The organism is Streptomyces sp. NBC_00631 (assembly GCF_045206895.1).
Lineage (GTDB): Bacteria > Actinomycetota > Actinomycetes > Streptomycetales > Streptomycetaceae > Streptomyces.
Genome location: NZ_CP107734.1, coordinates 4,531,958 through 4,557,940, shown reverse-complemented (window position 1 = coordinate 4,557,940; position 25,983 = coordinate 4,531,958). Strand labels below are relative to the sequence as shown.

Annotated in this window: 26 protein-coding genes; 16 read left to right on the top strand and 10 right to left on the bottom strand. The window is 69.3% G+C overall.

Annotation, left to right across the window (positions count from 1 at the left end):
* Positions 1-96: 96 nt before the first annotated feature.
* Positions 97-1,212, bottom strand: coding sequence for a hypothetical protein (locus OHB00_RS20905; protein ID WP_406436411.1), 1,116 nt, complete (start codon positions 1,210-1,212; stop codon positions 97-99).
* Positions 1,213-1,469: 257 nt separating this feature from the next.
* Between OHB00_RS20905 and OHB00_RS20900 the strand changes: the two genes are divergently transcribed.
* From OHB00_RS20900 to OHB00_RS20885, 4 genes are all read left to right on the top strand, one after another.
* Positions 1,470-2,444 carry a LysR family transcriptional regulator gene (locus OHB00_RS20900; protein ID WP_406436410.1) on the top strand — a complete coding sequence of 325 codons (975 nt, stop codon included), beginning with the start codon at positions 1,470-1,472 and terminating at the stop codon, positions 2,442-2,444.
* A gap of 190 nt (positions 2,445-2,634) precedes the next feature.
* Entirely contained in the window at positions 2,635-3,645 is a 1,011-nt protein-coding gene (locus tag OHB00_RS20895) for a hypothetical protein (RefSeq protein WP_406436409.1), read from the top strand.
* Positions 3,646-3,725: 80 nt separating this feature from the next.
* Positions 3,726-5,837 carry a glycosyltransferase gene (locus tag OHB00_RS20890; protein WP_406445908.1) on the top strand — a complete coding sequence of 704 codons (2,112 nt, stop codon included), beginning with the start codon at positions 3,726-3,728 and terminating at the stop codon, positions 5,835-5,837.
* On the top strand, positions 5,834-7,048 hold the full coding sequence (locus OHB00_RS20885) for an acyltransferase (RefSeq protein WP_406436408.1): 1,215 nt from the start codon (positions 5,834-5,836) through the stop codon (positions 7,046-7,048). Before OHB00_RS20890 ends, OHB00_RS20885 begins: the two co-directional genes overlap by 4 nt.
* Before the next feature lie 12 nt (positions 7,049-7,060).
* Here OHB00_RS20885 and OHB00_RS20880 read toward each other — a convergent pair whose 3' ends face one another.
* The 3 genes from OHB00_RS20880 to OHB00_RS20870 form a co-directional block, all read right to left on the bottom strand.
* Positions 7,061-7,342, bottom strand: coding sequence for a hypothetical protein (locus OHB00_RS20880; RefSeq protein ID WP_406436407.1), 282 nt, complete (start codon positions 7,340-7,342; stop codon positions 7,061-7,063).
* A gap of 487 nt (positions 7,343-7,829) precedes the next feature.
* Positions 7,830-8,162, bottom strand: a complete 333-nt coding sequence (locus tag OHB00_RS20875; RefSeq protein ID WP_294013893.1) for a hypothetical protein — start codon at positions 8,160-8,162, stop codon at positions 7,830-7,832.
* Positions 8,159-12,778 (bottom strand): DUF6531 domain-containing protein, encoded by a 4,620-nt coding sequence (locus tag OHB00_RS20870; RefSeq protein ID WP_406436406.1) that lies wholly within the window; start codon positions 12,776-12,778, stop codon positions 8,159-8,161. The genes OHB00_RS20875 and OHB00_RS20870 overlap by 4 nt, the downstream gene beginning before the upstream one ends.
* Before the next feature lie 372 nt (positions 12,779-13,150).
* Here OHB00_RS20870 and OHB00_RS20865 point away from each other — a divergent pair, with 372 nt between their 5' ends.
* From OHB00_RS20865 to OHB00_RS20840, 6 genes are read left to right on the top strand one after another with little or no spacing between them, the layout of a single operon-like run.
* Positions 13,151-13,804, top strand: a complete 654-nt coding sequence (locus tag OHB00_RS20865; protein WP_406436405.1) for a hypothetical protein — start codon at positions 13,151-13,153, stop codon at positions 13,802-13,804.
* A complete protein-coding gene (locus OHB00_RS20860; protein WP_406436404.1) occupies positions 13,792-14,835 on the top strand; it encodes a hypothetical protein in 1,044 nt (347 codons plus the stop codon). Before OHB00_RS20865 ends, OHB00_RS20860 begins: the two co-directional genes overlap by 13 nt.
* Positions 14,836-14,850: 15 nt before the next feature.
* Positions 14,851-15,483: a hypothetical protein gene (locus tag OHB00_RS20855; RefSeq protein WP_406436403.1), complete on the top strand. Its 633-nt coding sequence runs from the start codon at positions 14,851-14,853 to the stop codon at positions 15,481-15,483.
* Positions 15,480-15,782: a hypothetical protein gene (locus tag OHB00_RS20850; RefSeq protein WP_406436402.1), complete on the top strand. Its 303-nt coding sequence runs from the start codon at positions 15,480-15,482 to the stop codon at positions 15,780-15,782. Before OHB00_RS20855 ends, OHB00_RS20850 begins: the two co-directional genes overlap by 4 nt.
* Positions 15,779-17,170, top strand: a complete 1,392-nt coding sequence (locus tag OHB00_RS20845) for a WXG100 family type VII secretion target (RefSeq protein WP_406436401.1) — start codon at positions 15,779-15,781, stop codon at positions 17,168-17,170. Before OHB00_RS20850 ends, OHB00_RS20845 begins: the two co-directional genes overlap by 4 nt.
* A 5-nt stretch (positions 17,171-17,175) precedes the next feature.
* Positions 17,176-17,763 carry a hypothetical protein gene (locus OHB00_RS20840; RefSeq protein WP_406436400.1) on the top strand — a complete coding sequence of 196 codons (588 nt, stop codon included), beginning with the start codon at positions 17,176-17,178 and terminating at the stop codon, positions 17,761-17,763.
* Here OHB00_RS20840 and OHB00_RS20835 read toward each other — a convergent pair.
* From OHB00_RS20835 to OHB00_RS20815, 5 genes are all read right to left on the bottom strand, one after another.
* Positions 17,746-18,159: a hypothetical protein gene (locus OHB00_RS20835; protein WP_406436399.1), complete on the bottom strand. Its 414-nt coding sequence runs from the start codon at positions 18,157-18,159 to the stop codon at positions 17,746-17,748. The genes OHB00_RS20840 and OHB00_RS20835 overlap by 18 nt on opposite strands.
* 184 nt (positions 18,160-18,343) lie before the next feature.
* Positions 18,344-18,682, bottom strand: a complete 339-nt coding sequence (locus OHB00_RS20830) for a hypothetical protein (RefSeq protein WP_406436398.1) — start codon at positions 18,680-18,682, stop codon at positions 18,344-18,346.
* Between the two features lie 20 nt (positions 18,683-18,702).
* A complete protein-coding gene (locus OHB00_RS20825; protein WP_406436397.1) occupies positions 18,703-18,978 on the bottom strand; it encodes a hypothetical protein in 276 nt (91 codons plus the stop codon).
* Positions 18,979-18,982: 4 nt separating this feature from the next.
* Positions 18,983-19,168 carry a DUF397 domain-containing protein gene (locus OHB00_RS20820; protein WP_406436396.1) on the bottom strand — a complete coding sequence of 62 codons (186 nt, stop codon included), beginning with the start codon at positions 19,166-19,168 and terminating at the stop codon, positions 18,983-18,985.
* Positions 19,169-19,178: 10 nt separating this feature from the next.
* Entirely contained in the window at positions 19,179-19,391 is a 213-nt protein-coding gene (locus OHB00_RS20815) for a hypothetical protein (protein ID WP_406436395.1), read from the bottom strand.
* Positions 19,392-19,626: 235 nt separating this feature from the next.
* On the opposite strand from OHB00_RS20815, the gene OHB00_RS20810 reads away from it, so the two are divergent.
* The 6 genes from OHB00_RS20810 (at position 19,627) to OHB00_RS20785 (ending at position 25,392) form a co-directional block, all read left to right on the top strand.
* Positions 19,627-19,773, top strand: a complete 147-nt coding sequence (locus OHB00_RS20810; protein ID WP_406436394.1) for a hypothetical protein — start codon at positions 19,627-19,629, stop codon at positions 19,771-19,773.
* 331 nt (positions 19,774-20,104) lie between these two features.
* The gene (locus OHB00_RS20805; RefSeq protein WP_406436393.1) at positions 20,105-21,076 is read left to right on the top strand and encodes a hypothetical protein; all 972 of its coding nucleotides are present in this window, start codon (positions 20,105-20,107) and stop codon (positions 21,074-21,076) included.
* A 159-nt stretch (positions 21,077-21,235) separates the two neighbouring features.
* Entirely contained in the window at positions 21,236-22,603 is a 1,368-nt protein-coding gene (locus OHB00_RS20800) for a nitrate/nitrite transporter (RefSeq protein ID WP_406436392.1), read from the top strand.
* Positions 22,604-22,691: 88 nt separating this feature from the next.
* Positions 22,692-23,855, top strand: coding sequence for a uroporphyrinogen-III synthase (locus OHB00_RS20795; protein ID WP_406436391.1), 1,164 nt, complete (start codon positions 22,692-22,694; stop codon positions 23,853-23,855).
* 156 nt (positions 23,856-24,011) lie between these two features.
* Positions 24,012-24,599 (top strand): hypothetical protein, encoded by a 588-nt coding sequence (locus OHB00_RS20790; protein WP_406436390.1) that lies wholly within the window; start codon positions 24,012-24,014, stop codon positions 24,597-24,599.
* 226 nt (positions 24,600-24,825) lie between these two features.
* Positions 24,826-25,392, top strand: coding sequence for a helix-turn-helix domain-containing protein (locus OHB00_RS20785; protein WP_406436389.1), 567 nt, complete (start codon positions 24,826-24,828; stop codon positions 25,390-25,392).
* Here OHB00_RS20785 and OHB00_RS20780 read toward each other — a convergent pair.
* Positions 25,361-25,897, bottom strand: coding sequence for a peptidoglycan-binding protein (locus OHB00_RS20780; RefSeq protein WP_406436388.1), 537 nt, complete (start codon positions 25,895-25,897; stop codon positions 25,361-25,363). The genes OHB00_RS20785 and OHB00_RS20780 overlap by 32 nt on opposite strands.
* Positions 25,898-25,983 lie beyond the last annotated feature (86 nt).

Genomic DNA, 25,983 nt, shown 5'->3' with positions numbered 1-25,983 from the left:
TCAAGGGGTCCAACACCTGCTCGGCGCCGATTCACGCACCGTTGTTGTGAGTCCGGCCGGGTCCGGCGGTGTGAAGGCGCGTCCGGGGTGCCGGGGCTACTCGGGGCTGAAGGCGATCACCGGGGTGTAGTTCGATCCGGCGTTGAACTCGACCCGCTGGGTGCCGGTCGGTGAGCCGAGCGCGCTCAGCGGCAGGGTCCAGGTCTGCGTCGAGCCGTCGACCGTCCGCTTCGGGCGGGTCGCGGTCTCGGTCCAGCTCCAGTCGGTCGACCGGCTCCGGTAGAGGCCACCGTTCTCGATCATGTAGTCGGCGCCGAGGGCCGAGGGCGACGGGTAGGGGAGCTGGTAGCCGGTCGCGGTGTTGCCGTCGGTGTCGAAGAAGACGTGGTAGTAGGACTGCGAGGTGTGGAAGGTGACCCGGAAGGTGACCGTCCCCGACGACACGCAGACGGAGTAGTCGGTGATGGCGCCCGAGCCCCCGGCGGAGGCGCAGGAGGAGTCGTCGACGCTGCTGCCCGACCCGGCGCGGACCCGGCCGCCGTCCCCTGCCGGGGCGGTGGACGGTGCGGTCCGCGCGGCGGTGGAGGTGTCGCCACCCTGGGCGGACTTCCTGGCCGACGGCCGCGACGACGCGCCGGAGGCGGCCGCCGACGGTGACGTGGACGGTGAGGCCGACAGCGAGGAGGACGGCGATATGGACGGCGGGGGTGGGCCGAGCAGGCTCGGCGTGCTGTCGTACGAGCCGCCGTCCCCCGCGGTGCCCGGCGCGGCACCGGACGCCGAGTCCGAAGACCGTCTGTCGTGGTCACCGGCGCCGCCGACGAGGAAGGCGCCGCCGATCAGCGCGGCGACGACCACGGGCGCCCCGGTCAGGAGCACCGCCGGGGGCAGCCGGCGCCGGGCGGTGGTACCGGCCGCGGGTCGCGGAGCGGTTCCGGTCTCCGGTTCGGCGGCGGCACCGGCGGCTTCGGCGGTACGGGTGTTGCCGACGCGTGGTGGGCCGGCCGTCCCGGCCGTCCGCTGAGGGGTGTCCGCCCGCTCCGCCGCGAACGCGGCCGCCGCCCGGGACATGGGCGGCACGGTGGCGTCGGGCTGCTGCTGGGGGACGGAGTCGTCCTCGGAGCCGGCGCCGGGGTCCGGTGCGGTGCGGGAGGCGGACGCCGCGGCGATGGCCGAGGGTCCCTTCGGCCGCCGGGGCAGCGGAGACTGCACTGTTGTCGCGTCCTTCCAGGAGAGCGGTGGCGAACGCGTCCGGCGGCGCCAAGGCGCCGATGGTACTGGTGCCGGACCCGGGTGCAGGCCGCGCCGCGTTGTCTCCTTGTTGTCAGCGTGCGTGCGGATTGGTCCAGTTGCCGTTTGCGGCCGCGGCGCCCCGGTGACCGCCCGACGGGGCATGGGGCATGGGGCATGGGGCATGGGGCATGGGGCCATCGGCCAGGTGCCCGGTGCGGTACCGGTAAGTTCGCCCGATGGCCGCTTCTCCCGCCCACATCGACCCCCGGCTCCTGCGCGTCTTCGTCGCCGTCGCCGAGGAACTGCACTTCACCCGCGCCGCCGCCCGGCTGTACGTCGCCCAGCAGGCGCTCAGCCGTGATGTACGGCGGCTGGAGCGCGAGTTGGGCGCCGAGCTGTTCCTCCGCAGCACCCGGCAGGTCAGCCTCACCGCCGACGGTGCCCGGCTGCTGCCGTACGCCCGCCGGGTGCTGGCCGCCCAGGACGCCCTGCTCGCCGCGTTCGGGCAGGCCCGGCCGCTGCTGGTGGACCTCAACTCCCCGGGGCTGGAGACCAGTCGGCGCGTCCTGCACCGGGCCCGCGAACTCGCCCCCGACTGCGAGCTGATGGCCCGCTACGAGAGCGGGCTCACCGGAGCGGCGGCCGAACTCCTCGCGGGGCGGCTCGACGCGTCCTTCGGACGGTTCGCGGGACTGGATCCGGCGCTGCGCTCCGGGCTCGAACACCAGCCCGTTCGATTCGAACCCATGGCCGTAATTCTCCCCTCCGATCACCGGCTCGCGGCCCTGGAGGCGGTGCCGTTGGCCGCACTGGCGGGCGAGGCGGTGTATGCCGGTGCCGGGAACGAACGCACCCTGGAATGGACTGACCTGGCCTTTCACCTCTTCGAGGGGCGAGGTGTCGCGGTCGCGCCGCCGCTGCCGCTGGCCGTCGGGGAGGAGGAGTTCCAGCGGATCATGGCCAAGAACCGGAATCCCATCCTCGGGGTAGTGGGATTTCCGGCCATACCTGGAACGGTCTGGCGCCCCCTGGTCGATCCGGTCCCGTTGTCGCCTGTGTCGCTGGTGTGGCGAAAGGGGCTGGTCCATCCGGGAGTCGACGCGCTGCGGCGGGCGGCCGCCGAGATCGGGCGGGCGGAACGCTGGCTTCAGTGGCCGGCCGACGGATGGATTCCGGCCAGTGATCAAGAGGTGATGGACGACCGCAAATGACACATCGGGAACACGGGTCCACCCCGTGCGCTAGCTTCATGGGCCCGAGCGCGGAGAGCTACAAGGGGGCGCTCGGAGCGGGTGGGGGCCCGTTCCGTTGACGTGTGCTCGGGTTCGTCAGCGCGCCCGGAACAGTTCCGTGGGGGGATGTACGCGCGTGAAAAATTGGCGAGAAGAAACCCAACCCGAAGTGCCGCAGGTGGTCCTGGACGCCCGGGATGTGCCGGTGACGGGAGACGACGGGGTGGAGGCGGCCGTACCGGACACCGCAGCCGCAGCCGCAGCCGGCGGCGGCGGAGCTGCCGGGGCCACCGAGGTGTTGCGGGCCGGCTCCTTACGGGACCCGTGGAGCGTGGTCGAGCCGCCGCCCCCGGTGTTCGTGCGCGACCCGGCTCCGGGCCCCGCCCATGATCCGGCCCATGACCCCGTCCACGACCCCGACGAGGTGACCGTCCAGAACGACGTCGGAGTCGTACGGATACACCCGACCGGGCCGACACGGCTGATACCACCGGTACCAGGGGTACGACCCGGCGCGGCCGAGGACGCCGATGCCTCGGACACTTCGGAGACTTCGGACGCCACCCGCGCTTCCGACGGCCTCGTCCCCGTCCCCGTCTTCGTCGACGCGTCGGGGCGTCGCAGCCGCCGGTTCCGCAGGCTCGGGACGGCCCTCGGCCTCGTCTGCGCGGTCTACGCGGTCGTCATCGTCATCACCCTGCTGTCCGGAAGTTCCGACGCGCCCTGGCTGCCGGTGCCCGGGCAGAACCACGACCGGCCGGCCGGCAAGGTCGGCGACTCGCCGCGGCCCGCGCGCACGCCCCGGTCCTCGGACGACGGCGCCTCGGTGGCCGGCCCGGCCGTGAGCGGCGCCACGACCCCGCCGGCCGCCGCCGCATCGCGGGCACCCGGTACCGGCAAGGGGACCGCCCGGCCGAGCCCGTCGGCGTCCGCGCACCCTTCGTCGTCCTCAGGGGTCACGCTCTCCTCGCCGGAACCGGGCTCGCCCTCCGCGTCCGCCGTACCGTCCTCGGCGGCGCCCTCCCCGGACGCCCCGGCCTCGCCCGCCTCGTCGCCCCCGGCCTCGCCCAGCGAGTCGGCCGCGCCGACCGGCGGCCCGGTCGCTCAGGGCGCGGCCCCGCGCACCGCCACCGGCACCGGTACGACCGGCGGCGCCCCTGCCGCCGCCCCCGTCCTGTGACGGCCGCCCGCACCCGGCGCCGGGGGACCGCCGCCAACGCCTCGTCCACGGCCGGCGGACCCCGGCGCCGCCGGCTGCCCATGCGGCTGACGCTGCCCGTCCTCGTCCTCGCCGCCGTGATGGCGATGCTGATGCTGCGCGGCTACGTCCACAGCGAGATCCTGGCCGACCACCGCGTCCGCCCCGAGGCCGCCTCCGACAAGGTCCCGGAGCGGATCCTGGACGGCGGCCCGGTCATCGACACCCGGGGCGGCCGTACGACGTCCCTGCGCATCCCCGACCACCGCCTGGTCCTCACCTTCGACGACGGCCCCGACCCGACCTGGACCCCGAAGGTCCTGGACGTCCTGAAGAAGCACCACGCGCACGCCGTCTTCTTCGTCACCGGCACCATGACCTCCCGCTATCCGCAGCTGGTCCGGCGCATCGTGGCCGAGGGCCACGAGGTCGGCGTGCACACCTTCAGCCACCCCGACCTGTCGTACCAGTCGAAGAAGCGCATCGACTGGGAGCTGTCCCAGACCCAGCTGGCGATCACCGGCGCGGCCGGTATCCGTACCTCACTCTTCCGGCCGCCGTACTCCTCCTTCGCCGACGCGATGGACAACCTCTCCTGGCCGGTGACCGAGTACATCGGCAGCCGCGGCTACATCACCGTCGTCAACGACACCGACAGCGAGGACTGGCGCAAGCCGGGCGTCGACCGGATCATCCGCAACGCCACCCCGCACGGCGGCAAGGGCGCGGTCGTCCTCATGCACGACTCGGGCGGTGACCGCCACCAGACCGTGCAGGCCCTGGACAGGTTCCTTCCCCTCCTGCAGAAGCAGGGATACACCTTCGACAACCTCACCGAGGCCCTGAACGCACCCAGTGCCCATACCCCGGTCACCGGCCCCGACCGCTGGCAGGGCAGGGCGTGGATCTTCCTGGTCCAGGCGGCGGACGGCATCACCGATGTGCTGGTCGTCGGCCTGGCGGTGATCGGCGCGTCGGTGCTGGCCCGGTTCGCCCTGATGCTCTGGCTCTCCGTGCTGCATGCCCGCAGGGTCCGGCGCAAGGGCTTCCGCTGGGGCCGCCGGCCGGTGACCGAACCGGTCTCGGTCCTCGTCCCCGCCTACAACGAGGCCAAGTGCATAGAGAACACGGTCCGTTCACTGACCGCGAGCGAACACCCCGTCGAGATCCTCGTCATCGACGACGGTTCGACGGACGGCACGGCCCGGATCGTGGAGGACCTGCGCCTGCCGGGCGTCCGGGTGATCCGCCAGGAGAACGCGGGCAAGCCCGCCGCCCTCAACCGGGGCCTGCGCAACGCCCGGCACGACATCGTCGTGATGATGGACGGCGACACCGTCTTCGAACCGGCCACCGTACGGGAGCTGGTCCAGCCCTTCGGTGATCCGGCGGTCGGCGCGGTCGCCGGCAACGCCAAGGTGGGCAACCGGGACTCGCTGATCGGCGCCTGGCAGCACATCGAGTACGTGATGGGCTTCAACCTGGACCGCCGGATGTACGACGTGCTGCGCTGCATGCCGACCATCCCCGGCGCGGTCGGCGCCTTCCGCCGTACCGCCCTGGAACAGGTCGGCGGCATGAGCGACGACACCCTCGCCGAGGACACCGACATCACGATGGCGATCCACCGGCGCGGCTGGCGGGTGGTGTACGCGGAGCGAGCCCGGGCCTGGACCGAGGCCCCGGAGACCGTGTCCCAGCTCTGGTCGCAGCGCTACCGCTGGTCGTACGGCACGATGCAGGCGATCTGGAAACACCGCGGCGCCCTGCTGGACCGGGGCCCGTCGGGCCGCTTCGGCCGCGTCGGCCTGCCCCTGGTGTCGCTCTTCATGGTCGTGGCCCCGCTCCTCGCCCCCCTGATCGACGCGTTCCTCCTCTACGGCATCGTCTTCGGCCCGACGCAGAAGACGATCGGCGCCTGGCTGGGAATCCTCGCGGTCCAGGCGGCCTGCGCGGCGTACGCCTTCCATCTGGACCGCGAACGCATGACCCACCTCGTCTCGCTGCCGCTCCAGCAGATCCTCTACCGGCAGCTCATGTACGTCGTCCTCCTCCAGTCCTGGATCACGGCGCTGACGGGCGGCCGCCTGCGCTGGCAGAAGCTGCGCCGCACGGGAGTGGTGGGGGCGGCGCCGGGCGGCACCGGTACGGCCGGGGGGAGGCAGGCGGCATGACACGGGCAGAGACCTCCCCCGCGGACGCGGTCGGCACGGGCAGGGCCGGAACCGGCGGCGGCCGGGACCGCTACCTGGACCTCCTCCGCTCCCTGGCCCTGCTCCGCGTGGTGATCTACCACCTCTTCGGCTGGCCGTGGCTCACCGTCCTCTTCCCCTCCATGGGCGTGATGTTCGCGCTGGCGGGCTCTCTGATGGCCCGCAGCCTGAACAGTCCGGACCGCCCGGCACCGAGCGTGATCCGGGCCCGGCTCCGCCGTCTCCTGCCTCCCCTCTGGCTGTTCGGCGCGGTCCTGCTGACGATGATGTTCACGGCGGGCTGGAATCCACTCAAGGACCCGGACCTGGGCGGTGGTTGGACCAACGCCTCCCAACTCCTCGACTACGTCCTCCCGGTCGGCGCCCCGCCGTACCCCGAACACCTCGGTTCGGCGTCGGGCCTGCTCGACGACACCTGGGCGGAACAGGCGGCGGGCCCGCTCTGGTACCTCCGCGCGTACCTGTGGTTCGTGCTCCTGTCCCCGCTGCTGTTGCGGTCGTTCCGCAGGTGGCCCCTGCCGACGACCCTGGCCCCCCTGGCGCTGACGGCCGTCGTGGGTACGGGGTTGGTGAGGATCCCCGGCGAGACGGGCAACGCGGTGACGGACTTCGCCGTGTACGGCGGCTGCTGGATCCTGGGCTTCGCCCACCACGAGGGCGTCCTGGCACGCGTCCCGCGCTACGCGGCGGTCTCGCTGTCCTGCCTGGTGATGGCGGCGGGCCTGTGGTGGGCGTCGGGCCACCAGGGCCCCGACGGCTGGGACCTCAACGACATCCCACTGGCACAGGCGTGCTGGTCGTTCGGGGCGGTGGTGATCCTGTTGCAGTACGCCCCGTCGTGGCGAGAGCTGCCGGATGGCCTGCGCCGCTGGGACAGATGGATCACCCTCTCCAACAACCGCGCCGTGACCATCTACCTCTGGCACAACATGCTCATCATGGCAACGGTCCCGATCATCGACCAGGCGTACGACCTCCCGTTCATGGCCTCGGACCGCGCCTCGGCCCTGCTGGACTCCACCTACGGCTTCTGGATGTTCGTCGTGGTCTGGCCACTGATCGCGGTGGCGGTGCTGGCGTTCGGGTGGGTGGAGGACGCGGCGGCGGGGAGGAGGGCGCGGCTGTGGCCGGACGGGAGGCGACGGGGGCGGGCGCGCCGACGGGCGTTGTGACAGGCCGCTGCCTCACTGCCACGCCTCGGGATTGAGGGCGGCCCCCACGGATCCGTTCCCCGTGGTGACAACCAGGTCGGGTTGTGCGACGCGGGCCGCGATCCTCTCACGGTCGAAATCACGGAATTCGGAGACGAAATGTCGGGTGACGGCGGGTCGGTCCAGGGGATCGCCGTCGAGGTCCGCGGCCGAGTTCGCGCGGTCGGCGCCTTGGCAGAGAACCGATACGAACAGGGGGAAGTGTTCCGTCTGCAACAGAGGATCCGCGTCATGCACGACGCCCGCGATCCCCACCCCTCCTCCCGTGACCTCGCCGCAGAGGTCGTCCAGGCAGTCGACCAGGGCATCCCAGTTCCGGCCGAAGTAGCCGGGGAAGCGGAGGGTTTCGCGAAGGTGCGGAAGACGCCCTGTTCGGTCACCAGCTCACCGGCGTCGAAGTGATGGACCCGGCCGCCTCTCGCTGCCAGCTCCGACAGTTGTCGTCGGATCCGGGCGGACCCCTCCGGAACCAGGAGAACCCAGGGCTCGGCGGCGCCGTCACCCACCGGCGTTCCCCCGAGCCAGCTGCGTCACGAAGTCTCCGAACTCGGCCGGGTTCCGAAGCCACGTCCAGGCGCGGTCAAGGCCGTCTATCGGCGTGGCCCCCCGGGAACGCCGTGACGGTGGACTGGAGATCCATGGTTCCTTCCGGGGCGTCAGGGGTCGGTTACGGGCCGTCCGGACCGTCGGGCGGCATGCCACTCGATCAGTTGCCTCCCGTGTACGTCTTGAGGAAGGGCGGTCAGGCCCCGAGCGTCCAGTAGGGCGAGTCCGTCGGAGGCGCGGGGCGGACGCGCAGGGCGGACACGTCGAAGCCCTCGTCGTCGTCCTCGTCACCGGTGGGCAGGCGTCCGGACTCGTTCGGGTAGTAGTACAGGCCGTACGACCAGTACTCCGGGAACTCGTGGCACATGAGATCGGGGTACGCAGAGATCTCCGCGTCGTGATACCGCTCGTTGATCCTGGCCACCGCTTCCGCCCGAGAAATACCGAACCGCGAGATCATCTCGTTCGCGATGTCGCGGAAGTACTCGACCATCCCCTCGTCGAGATCCATCAAGAATTCCGTTGTCATGGTGTCGGAGGTCCTACTCGTCGGAAAATGGAGCCGGTGAAGAGCTCGGCGGCCCTGTCACCGAAGATCGCGATCTGGTGCCCGTTCAGGACGGGGGGCTTCCCTTCCCTCAGGAATCCCTTGAGGTTACGCAGCATCGGCCCCTCAACCAGCTCGTAGTTGTGCATGGCGCCACCGTTGCGGTTATGCCGGATGAACTCGGCCACGTCGTCCCCCGGCCCGCTGAAGATCTTGCTCCGCAACCCCTCCAGCTGGGCCTTGGGTACCTTGAAGTGGATGATGGCCGGCACCCCGCCCCTGTCGTTCGCCAGCTTCTTCGCCCAGTCCAGGGCCTGCCGGGGATCGTTCGTGACGTAGAAGCCGCCCTTCCCGAAGTCCATCTTGCGGGCCGAGGCCGTCATGTCGATCCCGTTCGCCATGATGCTGTCCGCGTGCTGGCCGAGCGTCCCATGGTAGAGATCGACGAGACACGGAGCCTTGAGCCCCAGCGGGTCCTTCCACTGGAGCGGGTTCTTCACATAGGCGTGAGGATTCGGGGCCGGGGTCCGGCCCAGCGGGTCAGGGCTGAGGTAACGGGCGGTGCCGGGCTCGTAGTAGCGGTGATGGTTGTAGTGGAGTCCCGTCTCCGCGTCGACGTACTGACCGGGAAAGCGCAGCGGACAGTCGATTCGCTGGGCCGCCGTCGAGACGACGGGGACACCCCAGAGCGTGGACGACTGCGTCCATACGACACCGCCCTCGGTGTCCACCATTTCCGTCGGGGTGCCCAGAAGATCCGTGACGATGGCGTAGAAGCGCTCGTCGATCTCCTCCTGGGACGTTCCAGGGCCGAGCGGCCGGGTCTCACGCACGCGCTGCCCCACCGGCGCCGGGCCCCCGGCCCAGTCCCAGACCGTACTGACGGTCCCGGCGGTCTGCTCGGCGAGATCGTCCTCGTCCCAGTAGAACCGCGTCTCGTCGAGGACGGTCCCGTCGGCGGCGAGCATCTGTTTCGCCACCCGCCTGCCGACGGGGTCGTAGACGTAGTGCCAGCGACGGCCGTCCGGCGTGAGTACGTCCGTGAGCTGGTCCTCGGCGTTCCACGCGTAGTGCCACTCGCGCCTGCCGCCGGAGATGAGCCCGGTGACTCTGCGGACGACTCGGCCCTGATCGTCATGGTGGTAGCGGGTTCGGCCGGCTCGCTCGATGAGGGTGCCCGAGTAGCTGCGATCGCCGGGCCCCGTCTCCTCGTCGCGGACGGCTGCCGACGTGGCGAAGGCGGTGAGGTTGCCGACCGCGTCGTATCGGTACGTCTCCTCCCGGCCGACGCCGGCGTGCACCGCTGTCACCCTTCCGGAGCGGTCGAAGGTGAAGGTCCGCGGACCATGGCGGGAGTCGTGGATCTCGGTGAGTGCGCCGTCGGCACGGTGCTGGAAGACCCGCTGCCGGGTGTCACCGGCTGCGGTTAGTACTCGCTGGGTGGTACGCAGCCCCTCGCCGTCCCAGTCCTGTGTCAAGCGGGCGGCCTCCCCCATCACCCGCTCGATCTCACGCCCCGCTACGTCGTACCGGAAGGTGAGATCGTGTTCCCCGATCCGCTGGACGACCTCTCGCCTCCCGAGCTGGTAGGCCCATCGGGTGACCGCGCCGCTCGGCGTCCTGCGCAGTACCCGGCGGCCCGCGGCGTCGTACTCGGAGCGGACCTCCCGGCCGTTCCACGACTCGGCGAGCAAACGGCCCGCTGCGTCGAGCTCCCGGCGCAACTCGACCTCGGTGTTCCGGGCCCCGACGAGTCTGCCGCGCAGGTCGTACTCGTACGTGGTGGTGGCGCCGTCGGCGTCCATGGCGACGACGTTTCCGAGGACGTCGTGGCACAGACGCGTGATCTGACCCGCTCCGTTGGTCCGTTGGACGAGCCGCCCCGCCGCGTCGTAGCCGTAGGTGAGGGTACGGCCGTTGAAGTCCGTCTCGGCGATCAGCCGGCCGACCCCGTCGTACTCGTAACTCCAGGTCATTCCCGAGCCGTTGGTCACGCTGCGAAGTCTGAGCTCGCTGTCGTACGAGAAGCGCTCGACGCTCCCGTCCTCGTCCTCCCGCAGGGTGCAGAGGTCGAAGTGGGTGTTCTCGTACCTGGTGTGCCTGCCGTTCGAGGAGCGGTACTCCAGGGGGTTGCCCTCGGCGTCGTACGTCCAGTGCTCGGTGCTCCCGTTCGGGAGGTGGCGCCAGGCGAGCTGCCCTTCCAGGGTCCAGCCCACTCGCGTGACCGCGCCGAAGCCGTCGGTGAGTTCGGTGATGCGGCCGAAGGCGTCCCGAGCGAGTCTCTCCGTCGCCCCCAGGACGTCGGTGACGCCGACGACCAGGCCCGCGGCATCGTTGACGAGCGTCTGCTGGCGCTCGCCGAGTGCGTCGACGATGCCGGTGAGGCCGCCCCGTTCGTCGAAGGTGAAGGCCGTCGTGGCGCCCAGGGGGTCGATGACCTCCACCCGGTTGCCCCACTCGTCGTAGACCGACTCCCACACGCTGCCGTCGGGCTGCGTCACCTTGGTGACGTGGCCGAAGTCGTCGTACTCCAACGACACCACGGCGCCGTCCGGGCGCACAGTCCGGGTCAGGTTTCCAGCAGTGTCGTAACCGTGGCGCGTGGTGTGACCGAGCGGATCGGTCTGTGCCACCAGCCGGCCGAGATCGTCCCAGTCGCGGAGGGTGCTGTGCCCCAGCGGGTCGGTCTCGCGCAGGGGACGGTGGTTCTCGTCGAACACGTAGGTGATCGAGTGGCCCAGGGAGTCCGTGGCGATCGTGGTGCGGGTGTCGGTGTCGTAGCTGTAGCGGTAGGCGAGTACGCCGTCGTCACCGCCCGTGCGGACGCAACGGTCTTCGTCGTCGTACGCGTAGCGATACCAGTCGCCTTTTCTGCTCTGCCAGCCCGTGACGCGCAGCCGCTCGTCGTAGCTGTAGCGCTGAGGTACGGAAGAGGAGTCGACGACGTCCGTGAGACAGCCGTCCGCGTCGTATCCGTATCTCAGGAGAGTGGGCTCGCCAGGCGCGCTCAGCAGGGCCAGGGCCGTCACCCGGCCGTCCGCCGTGCTGATCCCGACGCGGTATCCCCCGTGATGGATCAGTTCCGACGGGGAGCCGTCCTCGGCGTGGTGCACGGTGAGTGTGTTGCCGTGGCGGTCCTGCACACCGACCAGGGGGAGTTCATTCGCCGGGCCACCCGGTACGCGGCGGAACCGCAGCGTCGTGTCCGTCTCCGGCTGCCGCAGCGTGAAGTCCGCGTCGGGCAAATTGCCCCGCGTGAGCGGCCAGTGGGGGCCGAGCACCGGACCCGTCGTTTCGCCCGGCTCCGGCATCGCGTAGTACAGGACAGTGCCGTCGGACGCGACGAACTGCATGCCGTCATCGTCGAAGATCAGCCGTTGGTCAAGCGTCGAGGTCCAACTCGGTCCGAACCAGCCGCCGGCCTGAACTCCGGTGCGGTGGCTGCGCTCCACGACGACCGGCAGGACACCGGGCAGGGACAGATCCTCGATCGACATGACCATCTGCCCGGTGGCCATGTCGATGGGGTCGCCGCACGTGAAGAGACTCTTCATCTCCCGGCCCAGGCCCTTCAGCCTGGGCCCCATCCCCTTCAGGGCCAGCGCCATGCCTTTCAGGCCGCCCTTGCCCAAGGTCTTCAATCCCTTGGCGAGTTTGCCGAGGCTGGTGATGCCCTTGCCGCCGGGTATGCAGTCCATGGCGGCGAACGCCACATCCCATAGGGATGCTTGGCCCTTTGAGTATTTGTAGAGCGTGTCCGCGAGGACGACGAGTGCCGCGACCAGCACGATCGCGCCGAGGATGGGCCCGCCGATGATCATCGCGATGATCCCGACGACCGCCACGACCACCTTGCAGACCGTGACGATGGTGTCCCAGTTGTCCTCGAACCAGTGCCCGACGTCCTGCCACCAGTGCCGGTTCGGGATCCCCGCGTCGGAGGCCTCGTCGATCTTCCGCTTCGCCTCGCCCGCCGCGTCGTCCCGCATCTTGCGCGCGTCCTCGGCCATCTTCTTCGCCGCATCGAGGGCGCTCTGCGCGGTGGAGACGTCCGACTGGGCCTTGGTATGGGCCGACTTGGCACTCTGCACGTCCCGGGTGGCGGCCCGGACCTTCCCCTCGTCGGGCTTGTCGGCGTCCGATTTGCTGCCGGTGGGGTCGTCCTTGTACTTGTCGGACTCCTTCGTCGCCCGCGTGACCCAAGAATCGGCCGAGGACAGACGGGACTTGGCGGAGGACAGGTCCGACTGCGCTTCCTTCGCCTTGGCCAGGGCCTTGTCCGCCAGCGCCTGCGCCCGCTCCAGCTTCGGCCAGTAGTCCGCCAGGGCGTCGCCGCACATCTCGTACGACTTCTTCAGCTTCTTCAGGTTCTTCGGAACGTCCTTGAACTGTTCCTTGAACACCTCCGCCGACTTGCCCGCCCACTGCAGGAGGGTGTCCTCACCGGCCATCCCCTTGACCAGACGCAACGCGTCGGAGACGTCGTCGGCGAAGGAATGCAGCTGCGCGGCGAGGGTGCGCACGCGCTGCGGGTCGCCCGGGGTCGGGTCCCTGTCCAGGTCGAGTGGATGCCAGTCCGCCGGCCGATACCCCGCCATGTCCCCGCAACCCCCGTCGCGTACGCCTCAACAACAAACCTGTGCACACGTGAAGCTACAGGTCCGGCCGGTTTGAGGTGAAGGCCGCTCCGTGATCCGGGCTCGGGTGGGCGCCCCGTCTGAACCTGTGGGCTATCCCGCCTTCCGGTGGCCTAACCTGGCCAACAGCCTTTGCGGAGGCCAACTGAGGGTCGCGGAGATGTCACGGGACGGCACCAAAGCCGAGGTGAGGGCGGCGAGTTGCCCGACTATGATCTGCCGTGCGTGTTTCGTTCGACCGGGTCGCAGCAAATCGCTCTGGTGCGTTCCGGATGGACCCCGATAGCGTATTCGCTGCTTCGCAGACCCCAACCGCCCCACCAGGAGCCCACCGTGACCCGCCGTTCCCGCCTGCTCACGACTGCCACCGCCGGTGTGACGGCGGCACTTCTGCTCGCCGGTTGCGGCGGAGGGGGAGGCGGCTCGAAGTCGAATGACAAGATCGCGGGCGCGGATACGGGGGCTTCGGCATCGGCTTCGTCGAGTGCTTCGGCTTCGCCTGATGGCCGCCCGAAGCTCGAAATGCCTTCCGACTTGTCTTACACCTTCGAGTGGCCACAGACCGGTAATGCCGACAAGGACGAAGTGCTTGCGGACAGTGAGCAGTCCATCAAAGCGGTGGATCTTGCGATCGTTCATCAGGACGCTCTCGACAAGGCATATCTCTACTACTACGAGGGCGAAGCTGCTGCGGGTACACAGAAATTCATCCAGAATTATGTGGACCACAAGGCCAGCATCACGGGCGCCTACCGCTTCTACTCTCCTGATGTGGCTGTGTCCAAGGACGGGACGGCTTCGCTGAGTTATTGCGAAGACCAAGGCAAGGCGTTCGTGAAGTACCTCAAGACCAATGAGATCAGGAAGACCAAGGTCACTGCAAAGAGCTACGTCATTTACCACACGTCATTGAAGAAGAACACCAAGGGTGTCTGGGTGGTTGAGAAGATCATTTCTCAGATTGGGAGTGCAGAGTGCCAGCCTTGATGCGTAAGCCGCGTGCATTTCCCCTGCTGGTCACCCTGGGGGTATGCGTGTCGCTTCTGTCCGGTCCGGGCGTGGCGTATGCCGATGACATCCTCGACGGAAATTCTCAGAACTCTGATCCTGGGCCAAAGGGGGACAGTAGCCCGGACGGCACGATATCGGCCAGCGCGTCAGGCGTCGTTTTCGACCTCTCTGACAACGGCTCGGGCGCTTCGGTGGGGGCGATCACTTCCACCACGTCCTGGACACCTCCTGCCTGCTGGTACGCCCCGAAATATACGCCCGCCCAACTCCAGGCGTACTTGGAGCCGATCTGGGAGGCGGGCTCGACAGGCTACGAATGGGATGCCGAGCAACGCGACAGGTATGTGAATGGGAACCCTTACAAGGACTTCAATAAGGACAAGGCTGACAAGGGTTACTGGTGGGACTCGTACGTCGACAAGAGCTTCCCGCCAGGCTGGGACAAGTGTGACAAGCCTATCTTCTGGGTGGACAAGGGTGATGCCCCGCCTGCCGATGTCGAGAACGCAGTAACGCCAAAGATCCTGGCGGAACTCGCGTACAAGGAGATCCGCGTTCCCAGTACAAAGGTGACCCTGGCCCCGGCGGACAAGACGAAGGTCAACCTTCCCACCTGGGCCTGGCTGGACGGTGCCGAGTTCAAGCCGGTCTCCGTCACCGCGTCCGTTCCCGTGCTGGGCATCAGCGCCACGACCACCGCCACGCCGGTCTCTCTCAAGATCGACCCCGGTACCGCGGACGCTGTGACGTATCCGGCGTCGGGCGTCTGCGAGTTCAAGAACGGCAGCATCGGTGAGGCCTACGCCAAGGGGAAGGCCGGTGAGACGCCACCCTGTGGGGTGAAGTACCTGCACTCCTCGGGCACGGGCTCGTACCCGCTGAAGGCCACGATCACCTGGCAGATCAGCTGGACGGGCACGGGAGGAACAGGCGGACCCCTGGATGACGGGACCTTCGGGGCCACCCAGGATGTCATCGTGCAGGAGATCCAGTCCGTCAACCGATGAGAGACACTCGGCGCCGTGCCTGAGCGAACGAACGAATACGGCGAACGGCCGGTTCGTCAGTCACCTGCCTTCGGGCTGATCACACCCGAGGACTGGTACCGCATTCCGCTGCAGCCGCCGGATCGGCGCGAGGCCTCGATCAGTGCCTTGATCCGACGGCAGTTCGCCGGGGTGGACGATCAGCCCGTCCTGCGCCGCAAGGCGGAGGAGCAACTCCGTGGTGCTGCCGAGGCGGGGACCGAGCGAGGCGGACTGGCGCTGTATCTGTCGTTCCTGGAAGCCGGCGGTATCCCACTCTCGGCGTCGCTGCTGGTATCCCTCCTCGACGAGGGGTTCGACAGTCTTGACGCGGTGGCGGCACTGAGCGGCTCCGGCGAGGTCGAACCCGTGACCCTGCCCGCCGCGGGGCGCGCGGCCCGGTTGCTGCGGCGTGAGCGGACCAAGGAGTCACGTCGGCTGGGATCCGAGTTCCAGGACACGATCGTGGAGTACTTCGTACCGGTCCGGGACCGCGACAACGTGCTGATTCTGACGTTCAGTACGCCGCTGGAGCCGATCGCGGACGCCATGGTGGAGTTGTTCGATGCGGTGGCCGCGACCTTGCGCTGGCGGCACGGAGGCGAGGAGATGACGGGGGCACAGGCGTGACCGAGAAACTCAAGGTTTCGACCGACGACCTGCACACAGCAGGGTCAGGCTTGCGATCGGTGGCAACGGAGTTCGAAGGACTCGACAAGCTCATGGATTCCTACGACCGCCGCACGGTCGGGCACAAGCTCCTGCACGAGCGGTTGCAGGATTTCTCTGACGGTTGGGATGACAACCGCAAGAAGATGGTCGAGGAGATCCAGGGGCTCGGGCAACTTGCCCACGAAGCGGGCAAGGCCTACACGGAGTTGGACACAGCTCTCTACAACGCGCTGGTGGGCAAGGGGCAGAAGAAGTGAGCCGCCCGGCGGACCACAGGTGGGAAGTGCTGGGCGAAAGCAGCGATCCCGTGCCAGGTGACGTCCACGAGATGGAAACACTCTCACGCCGGTTCGAGGCCACGGCGAAGACCATCTCCGACACTGTTGCGGCCCTGCGTCGTCTCGGCAATTTGGACAGCTGGGACTCCGACGCGGGACGGGCCTTCGCAGACAAGGCGAACGACACCGCGCAAACGGTGAGCAAGGCGCACGACCGCTACGCCGACGCCGGAGCGGCGCTCAAGGAGTACTACACCGATCTGGAGACCATCCAAGGCGACGCGGACCGCCTCCTCACCCAGGCGGAACAACAGCACGACGATCTGTCCGCGGCCCGCTCCAAGGCTGAGAACCCACCCAAAGGCACAGACAAGGACGGGCAGGGCAAGCTCGACAAGAAAGTGACAGACCTCCAGGACGGACTCGATGACCTCCGGGACAAACTGGCAGCGGTGAAGGGCCGCCATGAGAACGCGGGGAACAAGGCTGCCAAGCGCGTGCACGACACGACGCATGGTGACGGGCTCAACGACTCCTGGTTGGACAACCTACGCGACACCTTGACCTGGGTCGCCAATGCTGCTGGTGCCATCGCCGCAGTCTGTGGGGTGGTGTCTCTTCTCGTCGGCTGGATCCCGGTCATCGGGCAGGCGATCGCCGGCGTCCTGGGAACTGTGGCGTTGGTGATGACCGTGGTCTCTCTTGCCTGTCACCTCCTGCTCGCCATCAACGGTGACGGCTCCTGGAGCGATGTGGCCATGGACGTCCTCGGGCTCGCGACCTTCGGCGTGGGCCGCGTCTTCTCGGCAGGCTCGAAGCTCGCGGCCACGGTCGGACGCAGCCGTGTGTGGACCGCTGCCACACAATACGTCCGTGCCTGGAACCCGACGCTCGGCACTGTGGCCAGACGGGCTCTCGTAATCGAGATGGTCGGCCAGCGCGCCGGCGCCGTCCCCGCCGCTGCACTCCCTGATGTGTCGTTCGCCGCCGCGTTCAAGGGCCTGAAAGGCTCCTTCGCGGATGATTTTGGTGCCGTGCGAAGCAATTGGAGGGACCTCTTCAAGGTTGGCGACAACCTGGCCGCGGCCCGTAACGCGTACAACACGGCAGGGATGCGCGGTCTGGCCAGCATGTACGTGGGACCGGGCATGGTCGACGAACTTGGCCGTATGAGGAACGTGTCGTCCGCGGATCTCGGCTTCATCGGCACGCCCGATGCCTTCAAGAAGGCCTTGTCCTACAACGCGTGGGCCCTCGGGGCCACAGGCATCGGAGCGACTTCCGACACCAACAGCTTCATCGGGCTGTGGGGCGAAGATGCCGACATCGATGTGACCGGACCTGACGCTGTGCTGACCGGAAAGTGAGCCTCGTGGAGACGGCCGGTAACTGGCGTAAGTGCCGGGTCGCATTGACCCCTTCGGAGAACTGGGTGGTTCTCGATCTGGAACGCGAAGACCCGGAAGGATGGTCGCGAGAAGTCTCGGAACAGCACATCGTCGGCGACTCCTCGGCGGAATATCGTCGCGCGTTCGCCGAAGACCTTCTGTGGTACTGGGGCACTGCCACACGCCAACGGGCAGTGTGCGCGGCGCTGCTGGCTCCGCCGAACGGCACGGTCCTGGCCAGCTACACCGTACGGGAGCTGAAGGCCTCTCCGGAGGCGTTGAACATGAACACACTCAGGAACGAAGCGGCTTTTGCGGAAGGCCCGTTTTTCGGGAAGCCCGCGCTCACTGAGGTCGAACTACCGCTGGGTCCGGCACTCCGCGTCCATCGTTTCGAGCCCACCGCACCTGAGACCGACACCAGCGCGATCCTGGAAGGCGTGGCTCACTACGTGCTGCCCCGTGACTACCCCACGCTCCTGGAATGCCGGCTCCTGTGGATGGCTCTGGGGCTGGGTGAGGAACTGGGACGCATCGCCGACGAATTGGCGATTTCAGTCCGTCTGGTGTGAGTCTGATGGGTGACGCGATCCGAAGCGGTCTCCTACGACCCCTCGCAAGCCGAACTTTTCCCACGGGACCATGGCCAGGGGCATCCAGCTGAATCCGATGGCGAAGACGGCCACCAGAGTGGTGACGCCCTGGGGAAGGATCCATCCCACCTGGGACACGACGATCGACCCGACCAGGAGATAGACGCCGAAGACGAGGAGAGCGAGCACCTTCGGCAAGGCTGAGGCCAGGCCGACCGGCGGCTCCTTCTCGCTGCCCCGCACCATGCCAAGAAGGATCGTCGGGAGCACCAGGCCGATGACACCGCCCGCAGCGATACCGCCGACAACCAGAGCGGTGTGTCCGTGGTCAGGCACCACAGCAGAAATCGGTGAGAGGTCCGCCAGCTCGTCCATGAACGCGACACCTGCGAAGGCTCCGAATGTCATCGTGGCCAGGACCACAATCACCCCTGTCCCGAAGAGCATGTTTCCCAGGAGAGAGCGTTGAGGCCGCTGTGCCGTGGAGCCCTCGGTCCTCGAAGCATCGGGCATGAGCTCTCCCATTCCTGAGCGGGGTCCGGTAGAGGATATCGACCGGTCACTCGTCGAACCACGCAACCAGCCGCGCGTTCTCGTCGCCGTGGACCCCCGCCAGGGCCGCCATCATCGTCCACACCGGGGCCCACGGGCCGTCCTCCGGGACCGCGTCTCGGCGGCGGGCTCGTTCGGCTCGGTGGACCGTGGTGCCGGTGGTCCATTCCGTGCCCTCGGGGTGGAGAGCGGGCAGGTCGGCCGGGGAAGTGGTCAGCGTGTTGATGCCGCTCGCTCGGGCGAAGCCTCTGCTCCAGTCGTGGTGGTGGATCAGGCGGACGGCGCCGTCCGGGGTGGGGTGGTAGCGGCTGATGTGGGTGGTGCGGGGGACGCCGGTTCCGTCCAATCGATCGCCCTCGCCTCCGGTCAGCTCAGCCAGGTCTCCGCGAAGCCCAACGCCGACCAGGTGGCGTGTTCCGCACGGACCTCGGGGGACGTGTCTGGCGACAGGCCTCGGTTCGCCGTCACCGGGCGCCACATGGTGTCGAAGTCACGTACTCCGAAGAGGCAGGCCAAGCCGTCGTAGTCCCTCGGCATCCCCAGCATCGACAGGCTGATGGTCGGCGACCACGCCTTCTCGTCGTGGTTCAGGCCTTGCCGCCGGGTGCGGCACTCGATCCAGCCGTGGAGGTCCGTTCCCATGCGGTCATTGGGGCCGTGGCCGTGCCAGGTAGGTGTCGAAGTGGGCCCATGCGGAGGACTCGATCGTGAGGTGGAGGCCCGCCGGGTCCTTCGAGTCACGGATGTGTACGGCTGCGGGGGCGGTGGCCACCTCGACGCAGTTCGAGCTGTCGCCGCTGTACGTGGACTTCCGCCAGTGGAGTATGTGCACGGTCGCTCTCTCAGATGTCCTGGATGAGGCTCTGGATGAAGTCGTGCGACTCGGAGGGGCCGAGCGCGCAGGACTCCGTGTGATCCAGCACGGCACGGTACTTGCTCAACTGTGCCTCCCCGTCGAGGAAACCGCAGCCGCCGTGGTGGGTGTCGAGCTGCCCCGTGATCCCCGCGCGGCACGCGTCGCACGTATGACCGTACGGGCGGCCCTCAGCGGCCATGGCAGGCAGGAAGTCCTCGACACTGTCGAACTGTTGACGTCCGAGATGGTCACCAATTCCTACCGGCACACGAGCGGCCCCGCCTCCCTACGGCGCACCGCCCTCCCCAGCGGCCGGTTGCGGGTCGGGGTCGGGGACAAGTCACCCGCGCATTCCGGCCCCCTTCGGTGCACCGCCCTGGGACAGGGTCGGGCTCACCCCGGCGGACGCCGAAGAGGGGCGCGGGCTGCGTCTCGTGCAGGAGTACGCCGACACCTGGGGCGGCTGGCCGATCGGCGACGGCAGCCCGCTGGACCGCGGTGCCGGGAAGCTGTTGTGGTTCGAGGTGCGGGCCAGGGAACCTGGGGGAAACGCGGCCACCCCGACCATGGGCATGAACTGATGCCGCGCCCCGAGCCGACGCCGGACGCGGTTCGTTTCGCGCTGGCCAGCATCGCTCCGCACCGGCTGGCCGAGATGGAACAGCAGCAGGAACAGGCGCCACCGGCAGCCGCGACGACCCCGGCTTCCGGGCGGCGACGGCGGAGCTGCGCGCTGTCGAGGCCGAGGCTCAGCAGGTGGTGTCCGGGTGGCCTGCGGTGGGAGTAGGTGTCAACCGCGGTTCAAACTCGGCTCAATCCGCTTGGTAGCCGTTCCCTCACGTCATGTGCCATGGAAAACTTCCCAAGTTGCGGAAGTGAAAAGAGTGGCTCGGTCGACGGGGAGCGGATGCGATGAGTGCGCGGCAGACACGGAAGATGTTCCAGTTGATGGCCGGTGGTGAGCCCGTCGAGATCACCAACTCCTGGGGCTCCGTGAAGAAGCTCGCCCGGCTCGCCTTCGTCGCCCAGCAGTTCGGGTACGAGTACGCCGACGCCCGGCACACCGGCTCCCGCAACAACGTGCTGAAGCTCCTCATCGTCCCCGACCACAGCCCGCAGGGCCGGGCCCGGGCCGCGCAGAACTGGGCGCAGTACCCGAACGCCGCCGACGGTGTCTCGCTGCCGCCCCTCGTCCCCGACGCCGTCGAGCTGCTCAGGGCCCGCATCCAGTACGACCTCACCGGCAGGAACGCCGAGAAGCGGATGCTGGTCTCGGCCGGCGCCATCACCCTCGGGCTGATCTTCGCCGCTGTGCGCAACGGCGGGGGTGCGGGCCCCGTCGTCATCTCAGGGGTGGTGTGGGTCATCGTCATGGCGGTCATGGGGCTCGGGTTCTTCGTCACACGCGGGCGCAACGGCAAGTTCGCGCAGCGGCTCCAGGCCGCCGGGTTCGTGCCGGTGACGGAGCAGAGCGGACGGGTGCGGTATCTGCCACCTGGCACGGCCGTTCCCATGCACCAGGGGCCCATGCACCAGGGCCCCGCGCAACAGGCGCCGATGCAGCAGCCCCCGTACCAGCCGCAGGCCCCGTCCCAGCCGCAGCCCCAGTACCAGCCCCCGCAGCAGCCCGGCCCCTACGGCCCCTACGCCCCGTACGACCCGTACGGCGGCCAGAGCGGTCACGGTCCCTACGGCGGTCAACCCCCTGCCGCCCCCACCCCCGGCGGTTACGGTCAGCAGCCGCCCGCGCCCCACACCCCCGGCCCCTACGCCCCGCCCCCGCAGCCCTACGGCCCCTACACCCCACCCCAGCAGCCCACCGGCCCGTACGCCCCCGGCCCCTACTACCAGCAGCCCCCGCAGCCCCCGTCTCCCTCCCGCTGACCCACGCCCGTCCCCCGACCTCTCACCGGGCCTCGCCCCAGGGTGAGAGCAACGTTCCCTTCCGGTCACCCACAGCCACAGCGCGGAAACGACGCCTCCCTACCTTCGTGGCCTAGTCACTCGTAGCAGACCGAGCACGCGGAGCACCGTGGAGGCGTCATGACAGCCCCAGCCCCTACCTCACGTAGTCGCTGGATCCAGGAATGGGATCCGGAGGACGAGACCTTCTGGAAAGAGACCGGGGAGAAGATCGCCCGTCGCAATCTGTTCTTCTCCGTGCTCTCCGAGCACATCGGGTTCTCGATCTGGACCCTGTGGTCCGTGCTGGTGCTCTTCATGGGTCCGGAGTACGGGCTGACCCCGGCCGACAAGTTCCTGCTGACGTCGATGGTGACCCTGGTCGGTGCCGTCGTGCGCGTGCCCTACACCTTCGCCGTCGCGATCTTCGGCGGGCGGAACTGGACGATCATCTCGGCCAGCCTGCTGCTCATCCCGAGCGTCGCCGCGTTCGCCGTCATGAAGCCGGGGACGTCCTTCGACACCTTCCTGTGGATCGGGCTCCTCGCCGGCATCGGCGGGGGCAACTTCGCCTCCTCCATGACCAACATCAATGCCTTCTTCCCGCTGAAGAAGAAGGGGTGGGCGCTCGGGCTCAACGCGGGCGGCGGCAACATCGGTGTGGCGGCGATCCAGCTGGTGGCCCTCGCCGTCATCGGCGCCAACGGCGGGCCGCGGGTGCTGCTGGGGATCTACATCCCGCTCATCGTCGTCGCCGCGGTCCTCGCCGCGTTCTTCATGGACAACATCGAGAACGTCAAGAACGACACCGGTGCTGCCAGGGACGCCGCGAGGGACGCCCACACCTGGATCATGTCCTTCCTCTACGTCGGGACGTTCGGCTCCTTCATCGGCTACAGCTTCGCCTTCGGCCAGGTGCTGACGAACCAGTTCGGCCGTACGCCGCTGCAGGCCACGTACCTCACCTTCATGGGCCCGCTGCTCGGCTCGCTGATCCGGCCCGTGGGTGGCTGGCTCGCTGACAAGTACGGCGGCGCGAAGATCACCCTCTACAACTACATCGCCATGGCCGCCGCCACCGCCGTCCTGGTCGTCGCCAGCATGCAGAAGTCACTGCCGCTGTTCGTCGTCGCCTTCGTGGTGCTGTTCTCGCTCACAGGGATCGGCAATGGCTCCACGTTCAAGATGATCCCCGGCATCTTCCAGACGAAGGCTCTGGCCAAGGGCCTGGAGGGTGAGGAAGCGGCCAAGTACGGGCGTCGCCTCTCCGGTGCTTCCATGGGCCTCATCGGCGCGGTCGGCGCGCTGGGCGGCGTCGGTATCAACCTCGCCTTCCGGCAGTCCTTCCTCTCCTACGGCTCCGGCACCGGCGCGTTCGTCGCCTTCCTCGCCTACTACGGCCTCTGCTTCGCCGTCACCTGGGCCGTATACCTTCGCCGGCCGGCCGCCCAGCAGCGGTCCGCGACCGCCACCGAGGCAAAGGCACAGCTCAGCTACGCCGAGGTGTGACGTAACACTGGTGACATGAACCCGAACCGAGCCTGTCACGCACCGTTGACAGGCTCGTTCGGCATGCGGGTCAGCTAGGAGAGCAGTCATGGACGAGCAACAGCAGCAGCGACCGGACTCCGGTCAGCACGGCCCTCTCGCGGGGTTCACCGTCGGGGTCACGGCCGCGCGCCGCGCCGACGAGCTCGGGGCACTGCTGCAGCGGCGCGGTGCCGCCGTGCTGCACGCCCCCGCCCTGCGCATCGTGCCGCTCGCCGACGACGGCGAGTTGCTCGCCGCCACGAAGGAGATCATCGACCAGGTCCCGGACATCGTGGTGGCGACCACCGCGATCGGGTTCCGCGGGTGGATCGAGGCAGCCGACGGCTGGGGCCTGGGCGAGCAGTTGCTCGGGCGGCTGCGGGACGTGGAGCTGCTGGCCCGGGGGCCCAAGGTGAAGGGGGCCATCCGGGCCGCCGGGCTGACCGAGGAGTGGTCGCCGTCCTCCGAGTCGATGGCCGAGGTGCTCGACCGGCTCCTGGAGGAGGGCGTCGACGGCCGCCGGATCGCCGTACAACTGCACGGGGAGCCGCTGCCGGGGTTCGTGGAGTCGCTGCGGGCGGCGGGCGCCGAGGTGGTGCCGGTGCCGGTGTACCGGTGGATGCCCCCGGAGGACCTGGGACCGGTGGACCGGCTGCTGGACGCCGTGGTCTCCCGCTCGGTCGACGCGATCACCTTCACCAGCGCGCCCGCCGCGGCCTCGCTGATCTCCCGCGCCGAGCACCGCGGGCTGCTCGGCGACCTGCTCGCCGCCCTCGGCCACGACGTCGTCCCCGCCTGCGTCGGACCGGTCACGGCCATTCCGCTCCAGGCCCTCGGGGTCGACACCATCCAGCCGGAACGCTTCCGGCTCGGCCCCCTCGTCCAGCTCCTCTGTCAGGAACTCCCCTCCCGGGCCAGGGCGTTGCCCATCGCCGGGCACCGTGTCGAGATCCGGGGGCACGCGGTCCTCGTCGACGGCGCGCTGAAGCCGGTGCCGCCGGCCGGGATGTCCCTGCTGCGCGCGCTGTCCCGCCGTCCGGGCTGGGTGGTGGCCCGCGCCGAACTCCTCCGGGCCCTGCCGGGCGCCGGCCGCGACGAACACGCGGTGGAGACCGCGATGGCCCGCCTCCGTACGGCCCTGGGCGCCCCGAAGCTGATCCAGACCGTCGTCAAGCGGGGCTACCGGCTGGCGCTGGACCCGGCGGCGGACGCGAAGTACGCGGACGTGTGAGGGGCGGCCAAGGCACCGGGCGGGGAGCCGTGCGACGGTTCCTCCGTGCGGCGCGGTCCTGACGATCGTTCGTCTGTACGATCCCAGCTCCGGACGCTTCCTGCGGGCCGGCCCCGGGTGCGCGGGCCTGAGCGCCGGCATGAGGAACGGAGCGACATGGCACGGGTCGACAGGGTCTTCCTGCTGTGGCACGTACACCACCGGGCCGAGGACGAGAACGGGGAGATCCGGCACTTCACCGGTCCCGAGGACTACTGGTCCGACGAGGAGGCCGGGGACGACGTCAAACGCCTCGGTGTCTACTCGTCCCGCGAACTGGCACAGGAACGCATCACCCAGGCCGAGCAGTTGCCGGGTTTCCGGGACGAGCCCGACTGCTTCCACATCGAAGAGGCGGCCGTTGACGAGCCGGAGTGGACGGCGGGCTATGTGACCGCGTCCTCGCCGGCCTGGTACGGAGTCCGGTGCGTCTTCCGGCACCGCCTGCTGGGCGTGTACGAGGAGCGGGTCACGCTGTGGGCCGCGCGGTCGTTGGACGAGGCGATCGGGCGGGCGGAGGCCGAGGCCCGGGAGTACTGCGACGCGCTCGGCGACGTCGCGTACGTGGACTTCGCCGAGGCGTTCCGGATGGAGGGGACACCGGGTGAGGGGGGCGAGGTGTTCTCCCTCATGCGGGAGAGCGGGCTGCCCGCGGGGGAGTACGTACGGCGGTTCTTCGCCACGGGGGATGAGCGGACCGGCTGACCGTCGTACGACGTTCTGTGGAGCGGCCGGCGGCGGCGGGCCGTAGCGGGCGGCTCGCGGCTCGCCACTCCGGTCCGTTCCTTCCCGGGCGCGCCGGGCCGTCCCGCGAGGCCGCGCACGGGTGGCGGTGCGTGCCCCGGGTCCGCGGGTGTGCGCTCTGCCGGAGTCTCCCGGCCGGACGGCACGCTGGCGCCGACCACGGCACACCGGGGGACGGGGACGGAACATGACACGCTGGCAGCCCTTGCCGGCCACGCTGCCGCGGGAGGCCCGGCACCTGGTCGAGCAACTGCGGGCCCTGAAGGGCCGTACCGGGCTCAGCCTCGCCGGACTGGCCCGGCGTTCCGCGTACAGCAAGTCGTCGTGGCAGCGCTATCTGAGCGGCGACAGACTGCCGCCGAGGAGCGCGGCGCAGGTGCTGTGCCGGCTGGCCGGCGGGGACCAGGCGCGGCTGCTGGCGCTGTGGGAGCTGGCCGAACAGGCGTGGCCGCAGGGCGCGTCGGAGCCGGCGGCGGACGCGGCGGCGGATGCGGCGGCGGACATGGCAGCCGAGCCCACCGGGGCCACCAGGTCCGCCGGGGCCACCGGGGCCGCCGGGGCCACCGGGGCCGCCGAGGCAGCCGCGGCCTCCACAGGACAGCGGCGGTGGCGGATCGCGGCCCTCGCCGCGTCCGCCCTCGCCGCGCTGCTGGCCGCCGGGCTGCTGTGGGCGCTGCCCCGCCGGGCGGACGGCCCGGCGTCCGCCCGCGCCGGCGACGCGGTCAGCCGACCTTGTCGTAGTACGCGTTCTTGAACGTACCGGTGCCCAGGAGCCGCACCCGGTACTTGCCGCCGACCCGCTTGAAGCTGGCCTTCTGGGCGCCGCCGGTGTAGGTGACGGTGCTGGTCTTGCTCGGGCCGGTGAGCCGCGCCTGGGCGAACCGCCAGCTCTGGTCGGTGACGACGCCGTCGTTCTCCGACAGGTTGAAGTTCTGCTGCCACCACTGGGTGGCCGATTCCGTCTCGGGGCCGAACACGCCGTCGATCTGGTCCTTCCCGAAGGCGTGCGAGTCCCCGTCCTCGTCCTCCCACTGGGCGCCGTCCGCCCACAGGACGGTCTGCCACAGGGCCGTGGCGTTGCTCGTGGTGTGGTCGTCGACGCCGAGGTTCTCCTCGTCCTGCCAGTCGTCGGTGACGGCGTCCTTGCCGTCGATGCCGTGGTACGGCGCGGCGGCGGCCGCCGCCGGTGCCAGGGCCAGGCCGCCGGCGCCCAGCAGTACGGCCGTCGCCGTCGCGACGATCCGGGTGCGCATGCTCATGAACGTGTCCTTTCGAAACCGCCGTCCCTCACGGGTCCCCCCTGGGGCGGCTCGCTGTGCGTTCGCAGGACTCAGGGTCGCGGCCC

Coding starts and splice junctions, on each gene's coding strand:
- OHB00_RS20900 (WP_406436410.1), top strand. CDS start 1,470: ATGGCCGCTTCTCCCGCCCACATCGACCCCCGGCTCCTGCGCGTCTTC.
- OHB00_RS20890 (WP_406445908.1), top strand. CDS start 3,726: ATGCGGCTGACGCTGCCCGTCCTCGTCCTCGCCGCCGTGATGGCGATG.
- OHB00_RS20885 (WP_406436408.1), top strand. CDS start 5,834: ATGACACGGGCAGAGACCTCCCCCGCGGACGCGGTCGGCACGGGCAGG.
- OHB00_RS20875 (WP_294013893.1), bottom strand. CDS start 8,162: ATGACAACGGAATTCTTGATGGATCTCGACGAGGGGATGGTCGAGTAC.
- OHB00_RS20870 (WP_406436406.1), bottom strand. CDS start 12,778: ATGGCGGGGTATCGGCCGGCGGACTGGCATCCACTCGACCTGGACAGG.
- OHB00_RS20835 (WP_406436399.1), bottom strand. CDS start 18,159: ATGGACGAGCTGGCGGACCTCTCACCGATTTCTGCTGTGGTGCCTGAC.
- OHB00_RS20825 (WP_406436397.1), bottom strand. CDS start 18,978: ATGGGAACGGACCTCCACGGCTGGATCGAGTGCCGCACCCGGCGGCAA.
- OHB00_RS20815 (WP_406436395.1), bottom strand. CDS start 19,391: ATGGCCGCTGAGGGCCGCCCGTACGGTCATACGTGCGACGCGTGCCGC.
- OHB00_RS20805 (WP_406436393.1), top strand. CDS start 20,105: ATGAGTGCGCGGCAGACACGGAAGATGTTCCAGTTGATGGCCGGTGGT.
- OHB00_RS20800 (WP_406436392.1), top strand. CDS start 21,236: ATGACAGCCCCAGCCCCTACCTCACGTAGTCGCTGGATCCAGGAATGG.
- OHB00_RS20795 (WP_406436391.1), top strand. CDS start 22,692: ATGGACGAGCAACAGCAGCAGCGACCGGACTCCGGTCAGCACGGCCCT.
- OHB00_RS20790 (WP_406436390.1), top strand. CDS start 24,012: ATGGCACGGGTCGACAGGGTCTTCCTGCTGTGGCACGTACACCACCGG.
- OHB00_RS20785 (WP_406436389.1), top strand. CDS start 24,826: ATGACACGCTGGCAGCCCTTGCCGGCCACGCTGCCGCGGGAGGCCCGG.
- OHB00_RS20780 (WP_406436388.1), bottom strand. CDS start 25,897: ATGAGCATGCGCACCCGGATCGTCGCGACGGCGACGGCCGTACTGCTG.